This is a genomic window from Chryseobacterium sp. 7, from assembly GCF_003663845.1.
Classification (GTDB): domain Bacteria; phylum Bacteroidota; class Bacteroidia; order Flavobacteriales; family Weeksellaceae; genus Chryseobacterium.
The window spans coordinates 4,133,820-4,151,640 of the sequence record NZ_RCCA01000001.1 but is presented as its reverse complement, the minus strand read 5'-3'; the positions used below and the strand labels follow the sequence as shown (position 1 = coordinate 4,151,640).

Sequence of the window (17,821 nt, the reverse complement as noted above, 5' to 3'; positions counted from 1 at the left end):
TACAAATTTAGCAAAAAATAATATGTTCACAGGAATTATTGAAGCAGTTGGTGTTATTGAGAAGATTGAAGAAAAAGGAAGCAATATAGATTTTACCTTGACATGCCCTTTCACAAACGAATTAAAAATTGATCAGAGTCTTGCGCATAACGGCTGCTGCCTTACTGTTGTTGAGATAAAAGACAACCAATATGTAGTAACCGCTATTAACGAAACTCTGGAAAAAACAAACCTTGGAAAATGGGAATTGGGTACCGTTGTAAATCTTGAGCGTTGCATGAAGATGGATGGAAGATTGGATGGTCACATTGTTCAGGGGCATGTGGATAAAACCGGTGAAGTAGTGGGAATTGAAAATAAAGACGGAAGTTATTTTATTACGATGAAATATGAGAATGACGGAAGTTTTGTAACTGTACCACAGGGTTCTATTACGGTAAACGGAATCAGTCTTACCGTGGCTAAAAGTGAGGATGCCCAGTTCTCTGTAGCCATTATTCCTTACACATGGGAATTTACCAATATGAAACATTTGAAAATTGGTGACAAAGTAAACCTGGAATTTGATATCATTGGTAAGTATATTGCTAGGTTAATTAAAAAGTAGAATGTCAATTAATAAATATAAAGGATATAGCTTAAGGAACCGTGTGTTTTTTGGTTTCCTCCTGGTATGTTTTTTAAGTGTAGTGGCTACTTCACTTGTTCCATACTTTGTACTGAGAAATAACTCTATGCAGCAAAGTAATATTGACATGCAGGAGAAAACCAATGCTGTAATGCGGTATCTGGATTATGCCGTAAGCCAGACACTTGTAGAAACGCAGGACCTTCCGAAAGTTTTAGGAAACAAAATTTTTGAAATTGCGGATATCAATCAGCATGATATTGTTATCTATGATCTGAAAGGAGATTATCTGCTTTCCAATAAAGATGAAGCTTTAATAGATCAGAAAACCATTCCTATCGAGATTGTCAATAGAATTCTGGCGACCGATGCAAGAGTAGATATGGTAAGGTATGATACAGCTAAAGATGCTAAACTTACCTCTTCCTATCTTTTGCTGAAAAACAATGAGCTTGAGCCGGTAGGGATTGTTTATATTCCTTTATATCATAATGAATCTGCCTATCTGGATGTTCTTCACCAGTATGTAAAATATATTCTTTTAGTTGATATTTTCCTTATTTTATTCAGCATCTGGATCAGTTGGGTAACCTCTAACAGTCTGGCAAAGACCATTACGAAATTCTCTGATATGATTACCCGTATTACATTGTTTGAAAATGAAATGCGTCCTATCAGATATTATAAAAATGATGAGCTTAATGCTTTGGCAAGAGCTTATAACAGAATGATTCTCCAGATTCAGGATCAGAAAGAAAGGCTGAGGTTTAAAGCATCTGAAGAAGCATGGAGGGAAATGGCAAAGCAGGTGGCACATGAGGTGAAAAACCCATTGACTCCTATGAAATTGACCATTCAGAATTTTGAAAGAAAATTTGATCCGGAAGATCCGAATATCAAAGAGAGAGTAAAACAGATGAGTAAAACGATTGTGGATCAGATAGACCTGATTGCGACAGTAGCTTCAGCTTTCTCTGAATTTGCAAAGCTGCCCGAAAAAAATAATGAAGTGATCAACCTGAATACAGAAGTTGAAGATATTCTCCGCGTATTCAATGATGACAGCATTTTCATGCATGCCAATAAGAGTAATATTATGATCAACATGGATAGGATTTATCTTTCCAGGATTATAACCAACCTTGTTACCAATGCAAAACAGGCAGAAAGTGACGAAAGAAAACTCATCATCAATGTAGATGTGGAACAGCATCAGAGAAGAGTAATTATCTCTGTTCAGGATAACGGGGTCGGGATTCCTGAGAATATGTATGAGAGAATTTTTGAACCGAATTTCACTTCTAAAAGCAGTGGAATGGGGCTTGGCTTGTCTATGGTGAGAAAAATGATCGAAGATTATAAAGGGGAGATCTCTGTGAAATCAGAAGTAGGGAAGGGATCTACATTCATTATTACACTGCCTACCAATTTATAGTGAAACCTTTTACATTCAAACAATTTCAGATTCAGCAGTCTAAGGACGTCTTTCGTGTGGGAACAGATGGTGTTCTGCTTGGTGCTTTGGCAGATGTTGAGCATGCTTCCAATGTATTGGAAGTAGGTACAGGTACGGGATTGATCTCTTTGATGCTGGCACAAAGAAATGAGAAAGCTCTTTTTTTAGGATTGGATATTAATGAAGAGGCGGTTGCTGTTACTGAGCTTAATTTTGAAAATTCTCCTTTTCATACAAGACTTAAAAATAAGTTTCAGGATTTTAAAACTTTAGAAACGAAAGAACGTTTTGACCTGATTGTTTCCAATCCTCCTTACTTTGAAGAATCGGGATCAGATAAAGATAAAATTGCGCGCCAGACGGTGGAATTGAACTTTATACAATTAATTTCTAAAGCATCACTGCTTTTATCCCAAGACGGCATTTTTTCGGTAATTATTCCTGTTGAAGCAGGAGATGTTTTTATTTCTGTTGGAAAAGAAAATGGTCTGTTTCTGAACCGTAGAATCAATATCAAAGGAATTGAAAACTCGAAGACTAAAAGATTAGTTCTGGAATTTTCCTCGAAAGAAAAAGAAATCAACGAATCTGACTTTATTATAGAAAAAAGTCCGAGAAAATACTCGGACCAATATCTTGAACTCACCAAAGAGTTTCATGTTTTTAAGTAAAGAAGTTAGAGATTAGATTTTAGTTAATTCCAACTTTTCTTCATCTTTACATTCTTATTCAAATAATTCTGAAGTATCCAATACAGAAACTTTTCCGTCTTCACATCTGATGGCTTCACCAGGGAAGTTTTGAATCATATGATAATCGTGTGTTGCCATTACTACCGCAGCGCCGTTTTCAAGGGCAACCTGCTTTAGCAGCGTCATAATTTCGTTGGAAGTTTCAGGGTCAAGGTTTCCTGTAGGCTCATCCGCTAATATAAGATCCGGGTGGTTAAGAAGGGCTCTGGCGATAGCGATACGCTGTTGCTCACCTCCGGAAAGTTCGTGAGGCATTTTATGCTTCTTGCTCTTCATGTTCACACTTCCTAAAACCTCATTAATTCGGTCTTCCATTTTCACTTTATCATTCCATCCTGTAGCTTCAAGAACGAACTTTAAGTTTTTCTCAACGGTTCTGTCTGAAAGCAACTGGAAATCCTGGAATACAATTCCTAGTTTTCTTCTTAGATTAGGAATGTCAGACGGTTTTAGCTTTGCCAGGTCAAATCCTACAACAGCTCCGTGTCCTGATGCCAATGGAATGTGTCCGTAAAGCGTTTTCAGAAGGGAACTTTTTCCGGAACCTGTTTTTCCGATAAGATAGCAGAATCTACCTTTTTTAATGTTAAGATTTACATCAGAAAGTACAGTGAAGTTTTTTTGCGCAATCTTTGCGTTTTGTAAACTTATAATGTTGTCTCCGGAGATATGTGTATGTGGCATAATTTAATTTTAAAGACTGTTTCTAACAAAAATATTTCAGCTTTTAAAAATAGAAAAAAGATGTTGATCTAGCCTAAATTTTAGTAAATTTTAACAACAAAAAATGCTTGAAAAGGGACTTCTCAAGCATGATTTGTATATGATAATAAAAAGATTATCTCTTAGCGCGTGCAGCACTTACAGTTAAACTCTTTCTGCCTTTAGCTCTTCTCGCAGCCAAAACTCTTCTTCCATTTGGCGTAGACATTCTTTCTCTGAAACCGTGTTTGTTTCTTCTTTTTCTTTCTGATGGCTGGAATGTTCTTTTACTCATTACTATATGTTTAAATCGTAATTAATCTATTAATTTTCAGGTTGCAAAGATATGTAAAATTTTATAAGTTGCAAATTTTAATTATCTTTTTTTAAAATTAAATGTAATGTTTTTCGGTCAGGCATTTTATAAACCCAGATAGGAAAACCATTTTCCGGTGCAAAAATAATATTTAAATGATTTATATAAAAGCTCTATCTTTGAAAACTTTAATTTTAACGAAAAATAAACACCGGATGTTTACACCAGCAGAACTTTTAGATATTAATACATTACTTACCCAGGATAGCAAAATAGTGATCCTTACCCATTATAATCCGGATGGAGATGCTATTGGATCAAGCCTGGGATTGAAGCATTATCTGAAAGCAAAAGGAATTTTGGCAGAGGTTATTGTACCTAATGATTTTCCGAAATTTCTGAAATGGATGCCGGAGGCTAAAAAAGTTATTATTGCAGAATATAAGAGAAAACTAGCCGCTGATATGATTGCAGGAGCAGATGTTATTTTCTGTCTGGATTTTAATTCTCCGTCAAGAATCGGATTGTTGGGAGATTGGCTGGTAAAAGCTCCGGGAAAGAAAATTCTTATTGACCACCACCAGCAGCCTGAACAATTTGACTTTGTATATTCTGATACGGTAATTCCTGCTACTTCACAGATGATCTATCATTTCATTGAAGCGATGAATGATGAAAATTTGGTGAATCAGGATATGGCGGAATGCCTTTATACCGGAATTATGACAGACACCGGTGGTTTCCGTTTTCGTTCTACCAGTGCCACTACACACAGAATTATCGCAAACCTTATAGAACATGGTGCAGATCCTGCCATGATTACCTCCAATACATGGGATACCAACACCGTTTCCCGCCTGCATTTGCTTGCCTTGGTTTTGGGAAGAATAGAAGTAGTAAATGACGGAACTGTGGCTGTTTTAAGTCTTACCAGAAATGAACTGAAAGAACTTGGTTTCCAGAAAGGAGATACAGAAGGCTTTGTAAATTATGGACTGAGCATTGCCGGAGTAAAAATGTCTGCATTCTTTATGGAAGATCTGTATGAAGACTTCGTTAAGATTTCTTTCAGAAGTAAAGATGATGTGGATGTGAATCAATTCTCAAGAAAATATTTCAACGGAGGCGGGCATATTAACGCAGCCGGAGGAAAATCTTTAGACTCTTTAGCCGGGACAATTATCAACTTTAAAGAGAAAGTAAAAGAAGAAGGGTTATAAGAAGGAAAATAGCCTGTACATTCAAATTCTAAATACTTTTACGAAAGCCTTTTTCTTCAAGTTCCTGACAGGTGTAATCGTATACTTGCTGAAACATCTCATCCATATACCGTTTGTTGAAAAGACTGTATTTTGTCATTTTGGGCGGATCTAGAAATATATTGCAGTATTTCGCCTTAGAGTACACAGATTTTGCGATGGCGAGGTGGAGAATTCGGTCGAATTCTTTCATCAGGCTCATTTTCTTTAGCTCATCATAACTGATTGAATTTACATGGGAAGCAATAAGGAAATTGCACTTGTCCATAATGGGTTCAATCGGAAGGTTGTCCAGAACGCCGCCATCCACATAAATTTTCTCACCAATCCTTACCGGAGGAAGAATAAAAGGAACACTGGAAGAGGCCAGCAACGGCCCGAAAAGTTCTCCTTCCGAAAAAAAATCTACAATACCATGAGTCATTTCTGTAGCAGCCACGTAAACCGGTATTTCTAAAATCCTGAAATTGTCTTCCGGGAAATAATCTTTGAACAGTTTTAAAATAAAATTAGAGCTGAAAATTCCATTTTTTGATAATTTTAAAGATGATCTGGAAAAAAAAGAGGTCTGTCTTACAATTTCCATCATTTCATCCGGTGTTTTTCCGAAAGAATAAAAAGCGCCAATAATAGACCCTGCACTGGTTCCCGAGATAATATGCGGTTTCAGATTATATTCTTCCAAAGCTTTTAGTACAGCAATATGGGCAATCCCACGCATTCCTCCGCCTGAAAGTGTAAGTCCGATAACCGGTGGTGCCGGTGATTTCTTTTTTTTGAATGAAAATAAAGCCATTACCAAAATTATCCTCTACTAATATACAGGATTTTTTATTAAACACGGCTTTAATCTGCTATGAAAACAGTCTTATAAAACCAGTTTTTTAGGAAGATTGTGAAGAAGTTCCGTATTGATAATTTCAGCGCAGATGCCGGGCTTTTCCCAATGGCCGTTATGTCCGCAATCCAGGATATAAGATTTAATATTTGTTCTGTCCGGAAGATGTTTAATCATCATATCCGTTTTTACGGCATTGTCATGTTTTCCGGCCAATACTAAAATTTTAGCTTCCAGGTTGTCCATAATATGCTTTTTGTCGGTTCTTTCTACCATTCCTTTTACACAGGCTAATGCGCCCAGATTATTGGTGGAAAGTGCCGTTTCAAGTGCCGTTTCTATTTTACCTTCCAAAATATCTCTTTCATTTGGATTGAATAAATTGGGAACACCAACTCTTGCGTAATGTGCAAAAGCATCTTTTATGATTCGGTAACTCTTGATTCGCTGCTGTTTTTTCTCTTCGTCATCCGGAAAATAGGTAGAGAAAAATAAAGTAAGGCTTTTTAAAGAATCAGGATATTTTTCAGCAAAAGCCAATGAAGTATATCCGCCCATTGAATGCCCCAGCAGATGTACTTTTTCTAAATTCTGATGATCTAAGACTTTTTTTATTTCTTCAGCCATCAGTTCCATGGTGTGAACTTCAGCCAGAATTTCAGACTGCCCATGGCCGGGAAGATCAATTTTGAGCAGTGAAAAATCTTTGGAAAGATGAGGTTCCATATCACTCCAGATAGATAGATTTTCCATAAATCCGTGAAGAAGTACCAAAGTTTCTTTTCCGTTTCCTTTTCTTTCAAAGTTCAGCATGATTCCAAAATTATAGAAGGTTAAAAATAATGCAGCCGGTTATGCACTGCAGATCCGTTTCTCCTTTCAAATGTAAACAAAAAAGAGCATTTTTAAAATGCTCTTTGCCTTTTATTGAGTTAATTCCTTGTAAATCTTTGTTTCCCAGGGCTTGATATCTGTTACACCATATCTTTCTTTTTTAGAGATAGCAAGGTTATCCAGCATGTCTACAAAATTCTTATAATTGGCGTCATCCGTCGGTTTTACGATAACTGTAAATTTATCCGGAGCCGGAGCCTTTTTATAAGCTTCTGCAATGATTTTCGAAATCTTTATTCCACTGAAATCCGTTTCCTTAAGGTTTCCTGCATTCAGATCTTTTTGATTGCTCTGATGATAGAATACACGATTGTCTTTTCCAAGGATAAAGGTAATCTGATTTTGATCTCCGATTACATTATCAGTTGGAAGATGATTAGGATCTTTTGCCGGTAGTCCCAGATCCATTACATTAGGTTTTGTAAAATTGGTGGTGAACATAAAAAATGTAATGAGTAAGAATCCCAGATCTACCATTGGAGTCATGTCTACCCGGATCATTTTTTTCTTTTGTTTGCCGCCTTGTTTCTCTTGTGCAATTACTTCTGCCATGATTAAAAATTTTTAAATGTTAAACGGTGTTTGTTGAAAAAAATCTTACAAAACATGTGCCTTGTTTGCGGTATAATCAATAGATTCATGAATCTATTGATTGTTTTTATAATAAATTTTAGATATTCCCATGTCTTTTTAATTTTTTTTAAAAACTGATCACTATGATGTAATTGATTTAAAGATTTAAATAAAAAAACTCACACGGTAAAGTGTGAGTTTTTTTAATATTTGTGTAAAGAATTATTTATTCTTCTTGTAGAAATTAACACCGCATTCGAGGAATTTTTTGAAATCCTCTTTTGGCATATATCCTGAAACAGGAGTGTTGATTACTTTTCCGTCCGGAGTGATTAATACATAGTGAGGCTGAGAGTTATTATTAAAGTTAACCTGTTGGAATAAACTCCATCTGTCACCAATTGTTTTTACTTTTTTGATCTGTCCGTCACCAAGGTCAATTTTAGTTTTTTGATCCTCAGGAAGCTCTTCTTTGTCATCTACGTATAGAGAAGCTAATACCACATCATTCTGTAAGATAGGTAAGATGTCTGGTTCACTCCATACAAATTCCTCCATTTTTCTACAGTTTTCACATCCGTATCCGGTGAAATCGATCAGGATTGGTTTATCTTCTTTTTTAGCCAGTTCTACTGCTTTGAAGAAGTCATGTTCCGGATGCATACCAAGAATTCCGTCTTTTTCATCATGGAAATAACTTACATTCAGCGGAGGTAAAATTCCACTTAATAACTGAAGCTTAGGACGGTCTGATGGGATTAAACCCTGAACTAAGTAAACTACAAAACCAATTCCCAATACCCCTAATATTTTTCTTGAGAGAGAGATTTTTGGCTTTTTATCATCATGCGGGAATCTGATCAATCCTAATAAATATATTGCTAATCCTAAGGCGATAATAATCCAGATTGCAATGAAAAGTTCTCTTTTCAGGAAGAATGTTTTAGATACAAGATCGGCTTTAGACAGGAATTTCAATGCCAATGCCAGTTCTACGAAACCTAAAACCACTTTTACCGTATTCATCCATCCTCCGGATTTTGGAAGACTCTGTAATGCCTGTGGGAATAATGCCAGCAATCCGAAAATAATAGCCCATGCCAAACCAAATCCTGCCAACGCAAAGGTCAACAGCATAGGAACGTTTGTAGAACCTGTTACCGCACTTCCCAGTAAACTTCCCAAAATAGGCCCTGTACAAGAGAAAGAAACAATTACCAATGTCAATGCCATGAAGAAAATACCGATAATTCCTCCTGCTTCTTCAGCTTTTGAAGATTTGTTGGCGATTGAACTTGGCAACGTAATATCATAATACCCGAAGAAACTTCCGGCAAAGAAAATGAATATAATAAAGAAGGCAATATTCAGCCATACGCTGGTGGAAATTTCGTTGAAGATATTTCCTGCAATTCCGTCAATAATATGGAAAGGAACACTTAATAAAACAAAAATAAGAAGAATGAAAAACCCATAAATAAGAGCATCTCTTTTCCCTTTTGCTTTATTTTTACTTCCTTTGGTAAAGAATGAAACCGTTAATGGAATCATTGGGAAAACACAAGGCGTAAGCAAAGCGATTAATCCTCCGATAAACCCTAAGAATAAATATGTCCAGTAATTTTCATCCACTTTCGTAGAGGCTGTACCACAGTCTGTCAATGGGTTTTTGAAATCAATCGTTTCAATTTTCAGCTTCTTAGGATCCAGTTTTGAAGTTTCCGTGATCGTTGCTTCAGTTTTTGCAGGATTTTCGGTAACCGTGTCAGTTATTTTTGCAGAGTCTTTTACAGGAGCTGCTGTTTCCTCAGTGGCAGCCTCTTCCGTTACCCCTTTTGGCGTAACTTTTTGATTAAATTCTAAGGTATTGGGAGCCAGACAAACCCTGTCGTCACAAGTCTGATACGTAATCTCAGAAGTAACCTCCGCAGGTTTTGTAGGATCTTTTAATTTAAATTTTTGCTTAAATCCGGCAGAATTGGAGTAGAACACAATTGTTCCTCCAAATGCTTCAGAAAATTCTTCATGCTTTTTACCTACTTCGGTAAATTTTCCTACCAGCTCAATATTTTTTCCTGTTACTTTATACTCAGTAGGAATTCCGGTATCTTCCGGTAAATCTTTTGAGTAAATGTGCCATCCGCTTTCCATTGTAGCATTCAATACCGCTTCGTACTGATTGTTTCCAAGATCGTTGATGGTAAATTTAAATTTTACAGGATTTTTTATCTGCGCATTAATTCCTGTTGCTAACAATAACAGAATTAATACAAACCAATTTCTAAATTTCATTGTTCCTTTCATTAAATTTTGAGACTTCGTTTTGTCTTCTCATCTTTTGTGTATCTTCCCTTCTGCCTGAAGAATCATTGCTGTCAGACAGTATCCGGATTTTTGCCTCGCTAAAATAGATAATTTTTCGTCCCTAAAAAACTTAGAAACTTTCTTTTTTTAAGCCTTATGTTTAAAATATTCCGTCTTTTGCTTTAGCAGCAGGAGAAGCATAACCTATTCTGTCCTTAAAAATGATTATTGATTTTGTCAATTTTGGTGACTTACATTCTTAACGAGACAGAAATTTTCATCCAAATCAATTCAGATTTTTTATAATATCTTCTACAGATGCTCTATTTTTATAATCGATATCAAAATGTCTCCATTTAATCTCTTTGTACTCATTAAGGATGAAAGTGGCTGATACAGGGAGTCTTCCTGAATGATCTGATCTGCTGTCTGCAAAATCCTCCTTTAATTTTGAGTTATAAAAATTAAGAGTTTCACTGTCAGGCGTATAAAGGACATCGAATGCCTCAGCAATTTTATATCCCTCATCGTATAAAACGGTATAATCTGTCTTTGTTTTATTAATTGTCTTTTCTATAAATTCCGGCTTTTCCGGAGAAATAATAACGAGCTGTGCATTTTTAGATTGCAGTTCCGGTGACAGATCCTGTAAGGTTTGAATGTATTTGTTACAGTAAGGACACCATTGCCCACGAATAAAAACTATAACAAGTTTTTTGTTTTCTTTTGATGAAGAAAATGTGTTGCCCAAGTGATCTTTCGCTGTGAAATTATCAATTTTATCACCTATCATTCTTCCTTTTACCTGATCTAAGGTTTTACCGGATTGAGACGTTTTTTTCTTCAGAACAGATGCTCCTACTCCTAAAAACTGTTCAGGATTATAATATCCGAAATCATACTGAACAAGTTTCCCTTTTGGATCCAGAAACAGGAAAGAAGGGTAGTTGACCACTTTAAATTCTTTGGCCAGGCTCAGTCCTTCTTTTTCAGCATCGATGGCAAGATTTACAAAACTCTTGTTGAACATTTCTCCAATCTGAGGATCGGTAAACGTGTTTTTTGTCATGAGCTTACACGGTCCGCACCACGTGGTGTACAGATCAATGAAGATCAGTTTGTTTTCTTTTGCTGCGATTTTTTTCGCAGCTTCCAGATCAATTTTTTGAAAATTGATACCTTTGCTTTGCGCATTCATTGAAATTCCTATTCCTATAAGAAAACTCAATATCATTTTTTTGAACATATATTTCTTTTCTTATTAGGTTCCCTGAAAAAGAAAAAAATCACCCATAAATTATATGGTTTCGAGTAATTGTTTGATTTTCAGGTTAAAAAAATGCTTTTGTTTTTAATCTTTTTGATCTGCTCTACACATTTATACTTTTGATTCTGCGCATTATGCCTGCTGGAATAATGATATTTGTCCTGAATTTCTTCTATACTTTTATTTTCAATAAAAATATCATGGATCAGATTCTGGCAATGTGAAGAAATAGATTTAATATAACCCAGCAGCTTTTCCCAGTAATATCTTTCGTTCTCAATAGCAGCAGTTATTTCCTGCTGATGTTCTGTGAAATAGTCCTCAGGAGATTCTATATAAAAATGCTTATGCTTTAATTTTTTAAACCACAGATTTTTAACAATTCCAATAATATAATTTCCGAGACAGGTCTGAACTTTAAATTCATCAGCATTCAGTTTTTCATAAAGAATCAGCAGTGCATCCTGAAAAATATCTTCCGCATCTTCCAGATTCCCTTTATTATTAAGAACGAATTTTTTGGTATAACCGAAATACTGTTGGTATAAAATCCCAAAAGCTATATTGCTGTCTTTCTTAAAATCATCAACAGCTAACGAATTAGTTGTTTTTCTGTCCACTTTACAGTTATCTTTTTTTGAGTAGTTCTGTCTGCCTGATACCTGCGATCCTGTCTAAAAGGGATGATTCCCAAAATATGATTTCCGGAGTCACATAGTAACCAGATTTTTTCCCTGGCCAAAGCAGATAATTTTTCGTCCCTAAAAAATTTAGAAACTTTCTTTTTCCCTGAAAACCCTGTCGGATAAAATTCATCTCCATCCTGTTGTCTTCTTAAAAGGAGAGGGAACTGAAGCTTTTCAGCATCGAAATCCCATTCAAATCTTTTGTTGATTCCATCAATGTTTTCAATACTATCTACGAGATTGATACTGATCTGGTTTTGTGAAAAATCATAATGTTCAATCAGTAATACTTCTTCTTGAGCTTTCTTTTTGTCATTTTTATCAATAAAAATTAATTCATCACGATTGACAATTAACTGATATTCTTTTGAGAAAAAAGAACTGTTGTTTTCTGCTTTAAAAATTTTGGGGATTTCTTCCTCCTGATTGAATCCGTATTTTTTTAAGATTTCAAATTTTACGAAACCGCTTTCCTGATCCAGCTTTTCCTTTGATAAAATTTTATAGTCTTTGTTAAATACTGTAAGATAATTTTCTATTTCCTGAATCTGTTTCTGGACAAAGTCTTTGGTTTGATTCATTAATAAAGAACTCTTTCTGAAGTTTTCCAGAAAATGATCATTGGTTTCCATTAAGATCGGAACCACCTCATTTCTAATCTTATTCCTTAGATAATCATTCTTTTGGTTAGAAAGGTCTTCCCGGAATTCAATATTATTCTGCTCCGCAAACGCGTAAATTTCTTTTTTTGAAAAATCTAAAAGGGGGCGAAGGATATGATTATCATTCGCCGGAATTCCGCTGAGTCCATTGATACCTGCCGCTTTGGAAAGATTGATGATAAAAGTCTCCAGTTGATCATTCAGATGATGTGCTGTAACAAGGAATTCAAGTTTTTCTTTTTCCTGAATTTTTTTAAAAAAGGCATAGCGAAGTTCTCTTGCCCAGAGCTGGATAGAGTTTTCCGGTTTCTGATCTTTTTCCGAAACTTCATACAGATGAAATTTTATATGATTTTTCTCACAAAAATCCTGTACTGTTTTCTGATCCAGCTCCGAATCATTTCCACGAAGTTTATAATTGATATGAGCTACCTGAAACCGGAACTTTGAATCCTTAATTTCATGCCCGAAATCCCTGAACAAAGAGGCTAAAACCATAGAGTCAGCACCTCCGCTTACCGCCAGAAGATAGGTGTGATTTTCCGGCTCGTGAACGAGATTTTTTAATTGATTGATAAAGGTTAATTTTTTCAACATATATGTTGAGAATTTCTTTTATGCAAAGATAACCGATATAATTCAATTGAATTTCCCTAACTTTGAGTAGTCTAAAAATGATTATTTATGAAGATTTTAAAAATTTTAGCAGTTTCTGCAATGGCGCTGGGAATGACATCTTGTGTCAGCAAAAAGCAGTATGATGCTTTGAGTTCCAACTATAAGCAGTGTATTGAAAACATTGGAGAAAGACAGAGAGAAATTCAGGATTTGAAATCTCAGAACTCTGCATTGACAGGTGAAAACAACTTGCTGAAAAGTCAGCATGATGCTTTAAAATCATCCCTTGATGCATGTCTTTCCAATACAGGAAAAAGTTCTGCTAACATTGATAAACTGGTAGGAGAAATCAATGCTTCCAATTCTTATATCAAGCAATTGATCTCCAGTAATGCTAAGAATGACAGCTTAAACCTTGCATTGTCTAACAAATTGAAGAGATCTTTGGATAATGTTTCTGATGAAGATGTACAGGTAAAAGTATTGAAAGGAGTGGTAATGATCTCTCTTTCTGATAAAATGTTATACAAAACAGGTGACTACAACATTTTGCCTGCAGCTCAGGAGGTGTTAGGTAAAGTAGCGAAAGTAATCAATGATTACGACAAATATTCAGTATTAATTGAAGGTAACACCGATAATGCTCCTTTGAATTCTCCAAATCTTCCAAGAGATAACTGGGATCTTTCTGCATTAAGAGGTACTTCTGTTGCTAAAGTTCTTCAGACTCAGTTTGGAGTAGATCCGGCAAGAATTACAGCTGGTGGACGTTCTGAATACAACCCTAAAGCGACTAACATGAGCGTTTCAGGTAGAGGAGAAAACAGAAGAACAGAAATCATCATTATGCCTAAACTGGATGAGTTTATGAAACTGATGGATATTGCTCCTAAGAAATAATCTCTAAAACATACATGATAATAAATCCCGAAGCAATTCGGGATTTGTTTTTTATGAACCAATCTGCTTTGGGATATAGCGGGCAGATAGTTTTTTCTTTGATGAGGTGGCAACCTTTCTAACGGGCTGTTCAAAATAGAAATTAGTAATATTCCATACAATCATAATGGCTGAAAAATAATATAGATTAAGAACGAGCGCAATTCCAATATGCATAGAGATTGTGAGGAAAAGCCATGTTTTCTGTGTCGGTTTATACCAAATGAAGATTGGATAACACATTTCAATGATAATGGTACTCCATCCTATAAAGCTTAAAATGTAAGAGTGTTCTGTCAGCCAGCTGAAATCAATATTTAAATCTCTGTTAGAATAGGGCAGATGAATGGCTTTCCAGATAGATTCACCATTCCACCAATTAAATCCTAATGCTTTGTCCAGTCCGGAAAAGAAATACGCAATAGAAATATGAATCTGGAATAACCTTTTCACCGGAGTGATATTAATTTCTCCCGGTTTTCTGCTGAAAATAAAATTTCTTAATGAAAAATGCTGATCAGAGGGAAAAAACATCAGATAAAATAAAGACATACTCGTAAAAAAATCTGCACCATAAGCAAAGAAAGAACTTCCCTTAAGCAATGCAATCTGAAGGATAAGCAACAACAATGCAGAAATTCTGGAATAAAATCCGGTGATGATCAATATACACAGTACAATAAATAATACTTGGGTAATGAGAATGGTTGTGTTTTCTTCAATTCCGAAAGTTTGTAAGAAACTGACAATTTTTGAGAACGTTATCAGCCAGTCGGGAGTGAAAACACTCATGATGTCCTGTGGAATGATACTGCTGCTTGAAAATAATTTATCAAAATCCGGCAATACTGCAGTAAACTGTAAAAGGATTACAATTCCTATAGCAACCCGGAAAAAGCTTAAGAATTCCTTTTGGTTATCCTGTTTGAAAAAGAAATTTTCAATTTTGGTGTAGAATGTATTCAGCTTTTTCATCGCTTTATTATTTAAATTCATCAATGAGAATAAGATTTTCATTCGTTTTTTCCTGTTTGAAATTGGCAATCGTAGGGTAGTCGTATAAATAAAGTTTGGTGGTAATACTGACCGCTTTCGGATTTTCTTTCATAACGTGTGCTGCAATCTGTCTGATAATAATATCCAGATACTGATAATACTTTTTGTCGTATTTATTCTTGTCAGAAATCTTATCCAGAAACATATTAAATACAGTGGTATATCTCACTCTGCTTTCTTTATTTTTAAAATAAGGCAGGTTTTTCTGCTCCAGTATATTTCCGTTCTGATCTTTTAATTCAAAACTCATAACAAAGTCGCTGGCAACATTCGGTGCGTAGAAACCATATCCTGTATCAAAACCCGTATAAGAAGTAAATATATTGATGGGTTTTGACTGGGCAATATTCTCTGAAATAGTATAAGCCAATGGCTTTTTATAGTCTTTGTTTTCATAATAGAAACCATAATAGCCGTCAAATGTTCCCTTCAGGCCAATAGTGAATACCACCAGCAGGATCATGAAAATTCCGGATAACTGAAGCTTTCTTTTCATGGCAAAAGATTTAAGAAAAGGCTGTCTTCGGACTAAAAACAGCCTTTTGAGGTTATTTGTAATTCATCAATACACTGTTCAGTTTTACATTGATTCTGGGATCAATGGCTGTATTGACTTTATACGATTTTATGATCACATTGGTAAGATTTTTTCTTCCCATAGTTGGCGGGCAGATGGTGTATTCTTCAGCACCTCTTACCGTTAATTTACTTAAAGAGGCTATGTCCTTCTGGCTTAATAATGCTGCATTTGTGGCTACCTGGTTGTTTTGAATCGCATAATAATCTGCTCCCAGCTGTTTAGCCCCATATTTTTTCAGTATTTCATCAACTTTTAGTCTCAGATCACCGTATTTTTTCCAGTCGATGTTAGCTTTCATCAGACATCCGCGAATAACATACTGTCTGTTGATTTTGTAAATAATAAAATGGGTACCCAAACTGCTCTGGTGAAGTTTCTGTAAGCTTAATAAACTTTTCATGTCTTCATCAGAAATTTTTTTCACATCTTTCAGAATGTAATTGTTGTCTACAATGTAATTGCCTTTTTCTTTATAAAAAGACATCTCCTGAGGCTTTAGTTGGGAAAAAATCATAACAAGTCCCACTATAGCTCCAATTAATAATAAAGTCTTTGTTTTCATGTGGATGTTTTTAAAATATCCCTACTCTGTTTAGGATTTTCGGGTTCCTCCTTGATTTGAATGTTTCATGGTTGAAAAACTTATATCAAAGGTAGGAGCACAAGAATGGATATACATAAGTGTTTTTCCTGTTTTTTGTGAGGATTTTGACTTTTGGAAATGAGGTTGAAGTAAAGATTTCCCGGATAGAATGCCTGTTCATAGTAATTTTAAGCGATGGTGAATTGCTTAAATTATGAATTTAGATAAAGGCTTGTAGAATGAATGTTTTAAATTGATAATTCAGGAATGGAATGTAGTGATTGGGTTTAAAGCAAAAATAAATCCCGAAGGTGGCCGGGATTTATTTTTTAATCAAATTAATTCTTCCTTTTTCAGGAGCGAAATAATTCGTTGCAAAAATGAAGTGGATATTTCTTTCTTAGTTTTTGCTGCAGAAGCATCAGCTCTACCTCTCGGTATGACTGTCTTGCGATTCTCATGGTTAGTTTGTGTCTCTCCTGCAATCATCTTGTTTCTCTTAGTGTTTTTACCCCTTATTCTTATTGCAAACTTATCATTAATACCATTACAATACCACCCGTATTTTCACGGTATTTTATATGGGGTTTTCACTGTATGTTTTGACTTTTCTATTTTTCAAATAAGATATTTAGTCATAATTCTTTGATTAATAAAAGAATATGTATATTTAAATCTCTATAAAAGGAAATAAATAAAAAGAGATATCCGAAAATCTAAAGAGTAGGAAATTAATACTAAACTAAAATTATTATGAAAAATTTAAAAAAACTTTCAAGAGAAGCAATGAAAACTGTACAAGGTGCTATTAATGGGTGTAATCCACAGATATTTTGTACTAGCCCACAAACAAAGTGTTGCCCAGGATGGGTTTGTGCTGGTATAAGACAATATTGTATAGCCGTATAATAATTTTTTAGAGCCAATACACACATATGGAAGAGAGATTAATTTCTCTCTTTTTTGTATCTTCTTTTGAATTTAAAAAGTAGCTTTAAAATCCTTAAATTTGCTTAAATTAAAATGGTATGAGTTTTTTTGAAGAAAAGAATCCTGAAATGGACAGATATTTGGAAGCACACGCTTCTTCAGAATCCGAAATGCTGAAAAAACTGAGAAGAGAGACGTACCAGAAGACGACACAGCCTCATATGATTTCCGGTTATCAGCAGGGAAGACTATTGACTATTATTTCCCAGATGCTGCAGCCGAAAAGTATTCTTGAAATAGGAACATTTACAGGATATGCTACCTTATGTCTTGCGTCAGGATTGGCAAAAGACGGAAAAATTACGACTCTTGACATTAATGAAGATCTTGCCTATCTTCCGAAAAAATATTTTGAGTCAAGCGAATATTCCAGTCAGATCGATTTTAAGCTTCAGGATGCTAAAGAATATTTAAAAGAGACAGATGAGTTTTATGATCTGATTTTTGTAGATGCAGATAAAGAAAACTACGCAGAATATTTCAGACTGATTAAACCCCATACAAAATCCGGAACCGTAATCCTGTTTGATAACGTTTTGTGGTACGGAAAAGTGTTGGAAGAAAATCCAAAGCTGAAATCTACACAGTCTATTCAGGAATTAAATGATTTGGCGGCAAAAGATGAAGATTTTGAAAATCTTATTCTACCTTTGCGTGATGGAGTTAACTTTCTTCGCAGAAAGTAATTAAAATATCCAAAGATTATAAGATTTAAAGG

The 17,821-nt window shown here is 35.1% G+C and carries 19 protein-coding genes; 7 read left to right on the top strand and 12 right to left on the bottom strand.

The window, feature by feature from the left end; translation table 11 throughout:
* The first annotated feature begins 22 nt into the window (after window positions 1–22).
* Genes CLU97_RS19075 through CLU97_RS19065 form a run of 3 tightly spaced genes read left to right on the top strand, consistent with a single transcriptional unit; the run spans window position 23 to window position 2,755 of the window.
* Window positions 23–607 (top strand): riboflavin synthase, encoded by a 585-nt coding sequence (locus tag CLU97_RS19075; RefSeq protein ID WP_121489334.1) that lies wholly within the window; start codon window positions 23–25, stop codon window positions 605–607.
* Window position 608: 1 nt separating this feature from the next.
* A complete protein-coding gene (locus CLU97_RS19070) occupies window positions 609–2,063 on the top strand; it encodes a sensor histidine kinase (RefSeq protein ID WP_121489333.1) in 1,455 nt (484 codons plus the stop codon).
* Entirely contained in the window at window positions 2,063–2,755 is a 693-nt protein-coding gene (locus CLU97_RS19065) for a tRNA1(Val) (adenine(37)-N6)-methyltransferase (protein WP_121489332.1), read from the top strand. The genes CLU97_RS19070 and CLU97_RS19065 overlap by 1 nt, the downstream gene beginning before the upstream one ends.
* 54 nt (window positions 2,756–2,809) lie before the next feature.
* Here CLU97_RS19065 and CLU97_RS19060 read toward each other — a convergent pair whose 3' ends face one another.
* Both CLU97_RS19060 and rpmH read right to left on the bottom strand, forming a co-directional pair.
* A complete protein-coding gene (locus tag CLU97_RS19060) occupies window positions 2,810–3,520 on the bottom strand; it encodes a cell division ATP-binding protein FtsE (RefSeq protein ID WP_089689521.1) in 711 nt (236 codons plus the stop codon).
* A 154-nt stretch (window positions 3,521–3,674) separates the two neighbouring features.
* Complete coding sequence (gene rpmH / locus CLU97_RS19055) at window positions 3,675–3,833, bottom strand: 50S ribosomal protein L34 (protein WP_039365072.1); 159 nt, start codon at window positions 3,831–3,833, stop codon at window positions 3,675–3,677.
* 236 nt (window positions 3,834–4,069) lie between these two features.
* On the opposite strand from rpmH, the gene CLU97_RS19050 reads away from it, so the two are divergent.
* Window positions 4,070–5,074 carry a DHH family phosphoesterase gene (locus CLU97_RS19050; RefSeq protein WP_121489331.1) on the top strand — a complete coding sequence of 335 codons (1,005 nt, stop codon included), beginning with the start codon at window positions 4,070–4,072 and terminating at the stop codon, window positions 5,072–5,074.
* A 28-nt stretch (window positions 5,075–5,102) separates the two neighbouring features.
* Here the strand turns inward: CLU97_RS19050 and CLU97_RS19045 are convergent, their stop codons facing one another.
* The 7 genes from CLU97_RS19045 to tilS all read right to left on the bottom strand — a co-directional run bounded on the left by CLU97_RS19045 (window position 5,103) and on the right by tilS (window position 12,934).
* Window positions 5,103–5,909: a patatin-like phospholipase family protein gene (locus CLU97_RS19045; protein ID WP_121489330.1), complete on the bottom strand. Its 807-nt coding sequence runs from the start codon at window positions 5,907–5,909 to the stop codon at window positions 5,103–5,105.
* Between the two features lie 72 nt (window positions 5,910–5,981).
* Window positions 5,982–6,764, bottom strand: a complete 783-nt coding sequence (locus CLU97_RS19040; protein ID WP_121489329.1) for an alpha/beta fold hydrolase — start codon at window positions 6,762–6,764, stop codon at window positions 5,982–5,984.
* 111 nt (window positions 6,765–6,875) lie between these two features.
* Complete coding sequence (locus CLU97_RS19035; RefSeq protein ID WP_121489328.1) at window positions 6,876–7,397, bottom strand: biopolymer transporter ExbD; 522 nt, start codon at window positions 7,395–7,397, stop codon at window positions 6,876–6,878.
* A 243-nt stretch (window positions 7,398–7,640) separates the two neighbouring features.
* The gene (locus CLU97_RS19030; protein WP_121489327.1) at window positions 7,641–9,710 is read right to left on the bottom strand and encodes a protein-disulfide reductase DsbD family protein; all 2,070 of its coding nucleotides are present in this window, start codon (window positions 9,708–9,710) and stop codon (window positions 7,641–7,643) included.
* Window positions 9,711–10,008: 298 nt separating this feature from the next.
* Window positions 10,009–10,950, bottom strand: a complete 942-nt coding sequence (locus tag CLU97_RS19025) for a redoxin domain-containing protein (protein ID WP_183084616.1) — start codon at window positions 10,948–10,950, stop codon at window positions 10,009–10,011.
* 98 nt (window positions 10,951–11,048) lie between these two features.
* A complete protein-coding gene (locus tag CLU97_RS19020) occupies window positions 11,049–11,609 on the bottom strand; it encodes an RNA polymerase sigma factor (RefSeq protein WP_121489325.1) in 561 nt (186 codons plus the stop codon).
* Window positions 11,582–12,934, bottom strand: a complete 1,353-nt coding sequence (tilS, locus tag CLU97_RS19015; RefSeq protein ID WP_121489324.1) for a tRNA lysidine(34) synthetase TilS — start codon at window positions 12,932–12,934, stop codon at window positions 11,582–11,584. Before tilS ends, CLU97_RS19020 begins: the two co-directional genes overlap by 28 nt.
* A gap of 87 nt (window positions 12,935–13,021) precedes the next feature.
* Between tilS and CLU97_RS19010 the strand changes: the two genes are divergently transcribed.
* Window positions 13,022–13,855 (top strand): OmpA family protein, encoded by an 834-nt coding sequence (locus tag CLU97_RS19010; protein ID WP_121489323.1) that lies wholly within the window; start codon window positions 13,022–13,024, stop codon window positions 13,853–13,855.
* Between the two features lie 51 nt (window positions 13,856–13,906).
* Here the strand turns inward: CLU97_RS19010 and CLU97_RS19005 are convergent, their stop codons facing one another.
* The 3 genes from CLU97_RS19005 to CLU97_RS18995 are packed head-to-tail and all read right to left on the bottom strand — an operon-like array spanning window position 13,907 to window position 16,092.
* Window positions 13,907–14,911: an HTTM domain-containing protein gene (locus CLU97_RS19005; protein WP_228437803.1), complete on the bottom strand. Its 1,005-nt coding sequence runs from the start codon at window positions 14,909–14,911 to the stop codon at window positions 13,907–13,909.
* Window positions 14,877–15,446, bottom strand: a complete 570-nt coding sequence (locus CLU97_RS19000; RefSeq protein WP_121489322.1) for a hypothetical protein — start codon at window positions 15,444–15,446, stop codon at window positions 14,877–14,879. The genes CLU97_RS19005 and CLU97_RS19000 overlap by 35 nt, the downstream gene beginning before the upstream one ends.
* Window positions 15,447–15,498: 52 nt before the next feature.
* Entirely contained in the window at window positions 15,499–16,092 is a 594-nt protein-coding gene (locus CLU97_RS18995; RefSeq protein ID WP_121489321.1) for a hypothetical protein, read from the bottom strand.
* A gap of 774 nt (window positions 16,093–16,866) precedes the next feature.
* On the opposite strand from CLU97_RS18995, the gene CLU97_RS24420 reads away from it, so the two are divergent.
* Together CLU97_RS24420 and CLU97_RS18985 are read left to right on the top strand one after the other, a co-directional pair.
* Window positions 16,867–17,022, top strand: coding sequence for a CCPGW family putative bacteriocin (locus CLU97_RS24420; RefSeq protein ID WP_410493401.1), 156 nt, complete (start codon window positions 16,867–16,869; stop codon window positions 17,020–17,022).
* A gap of 119 nt (window positions 17,023–17,141) precedes the next feature.
* A complete protein-coding gene (locus CLU97_RS18985; RefSeq protein WP_121489319.1) occupies window positions 17,142–17,789 on the top strand; it encodes an O-methyltransferase in 648 nt (215 codons plus the stop codon).
* Window positions 17,790–17,821 lie beyond the last annotated feature (32 nt).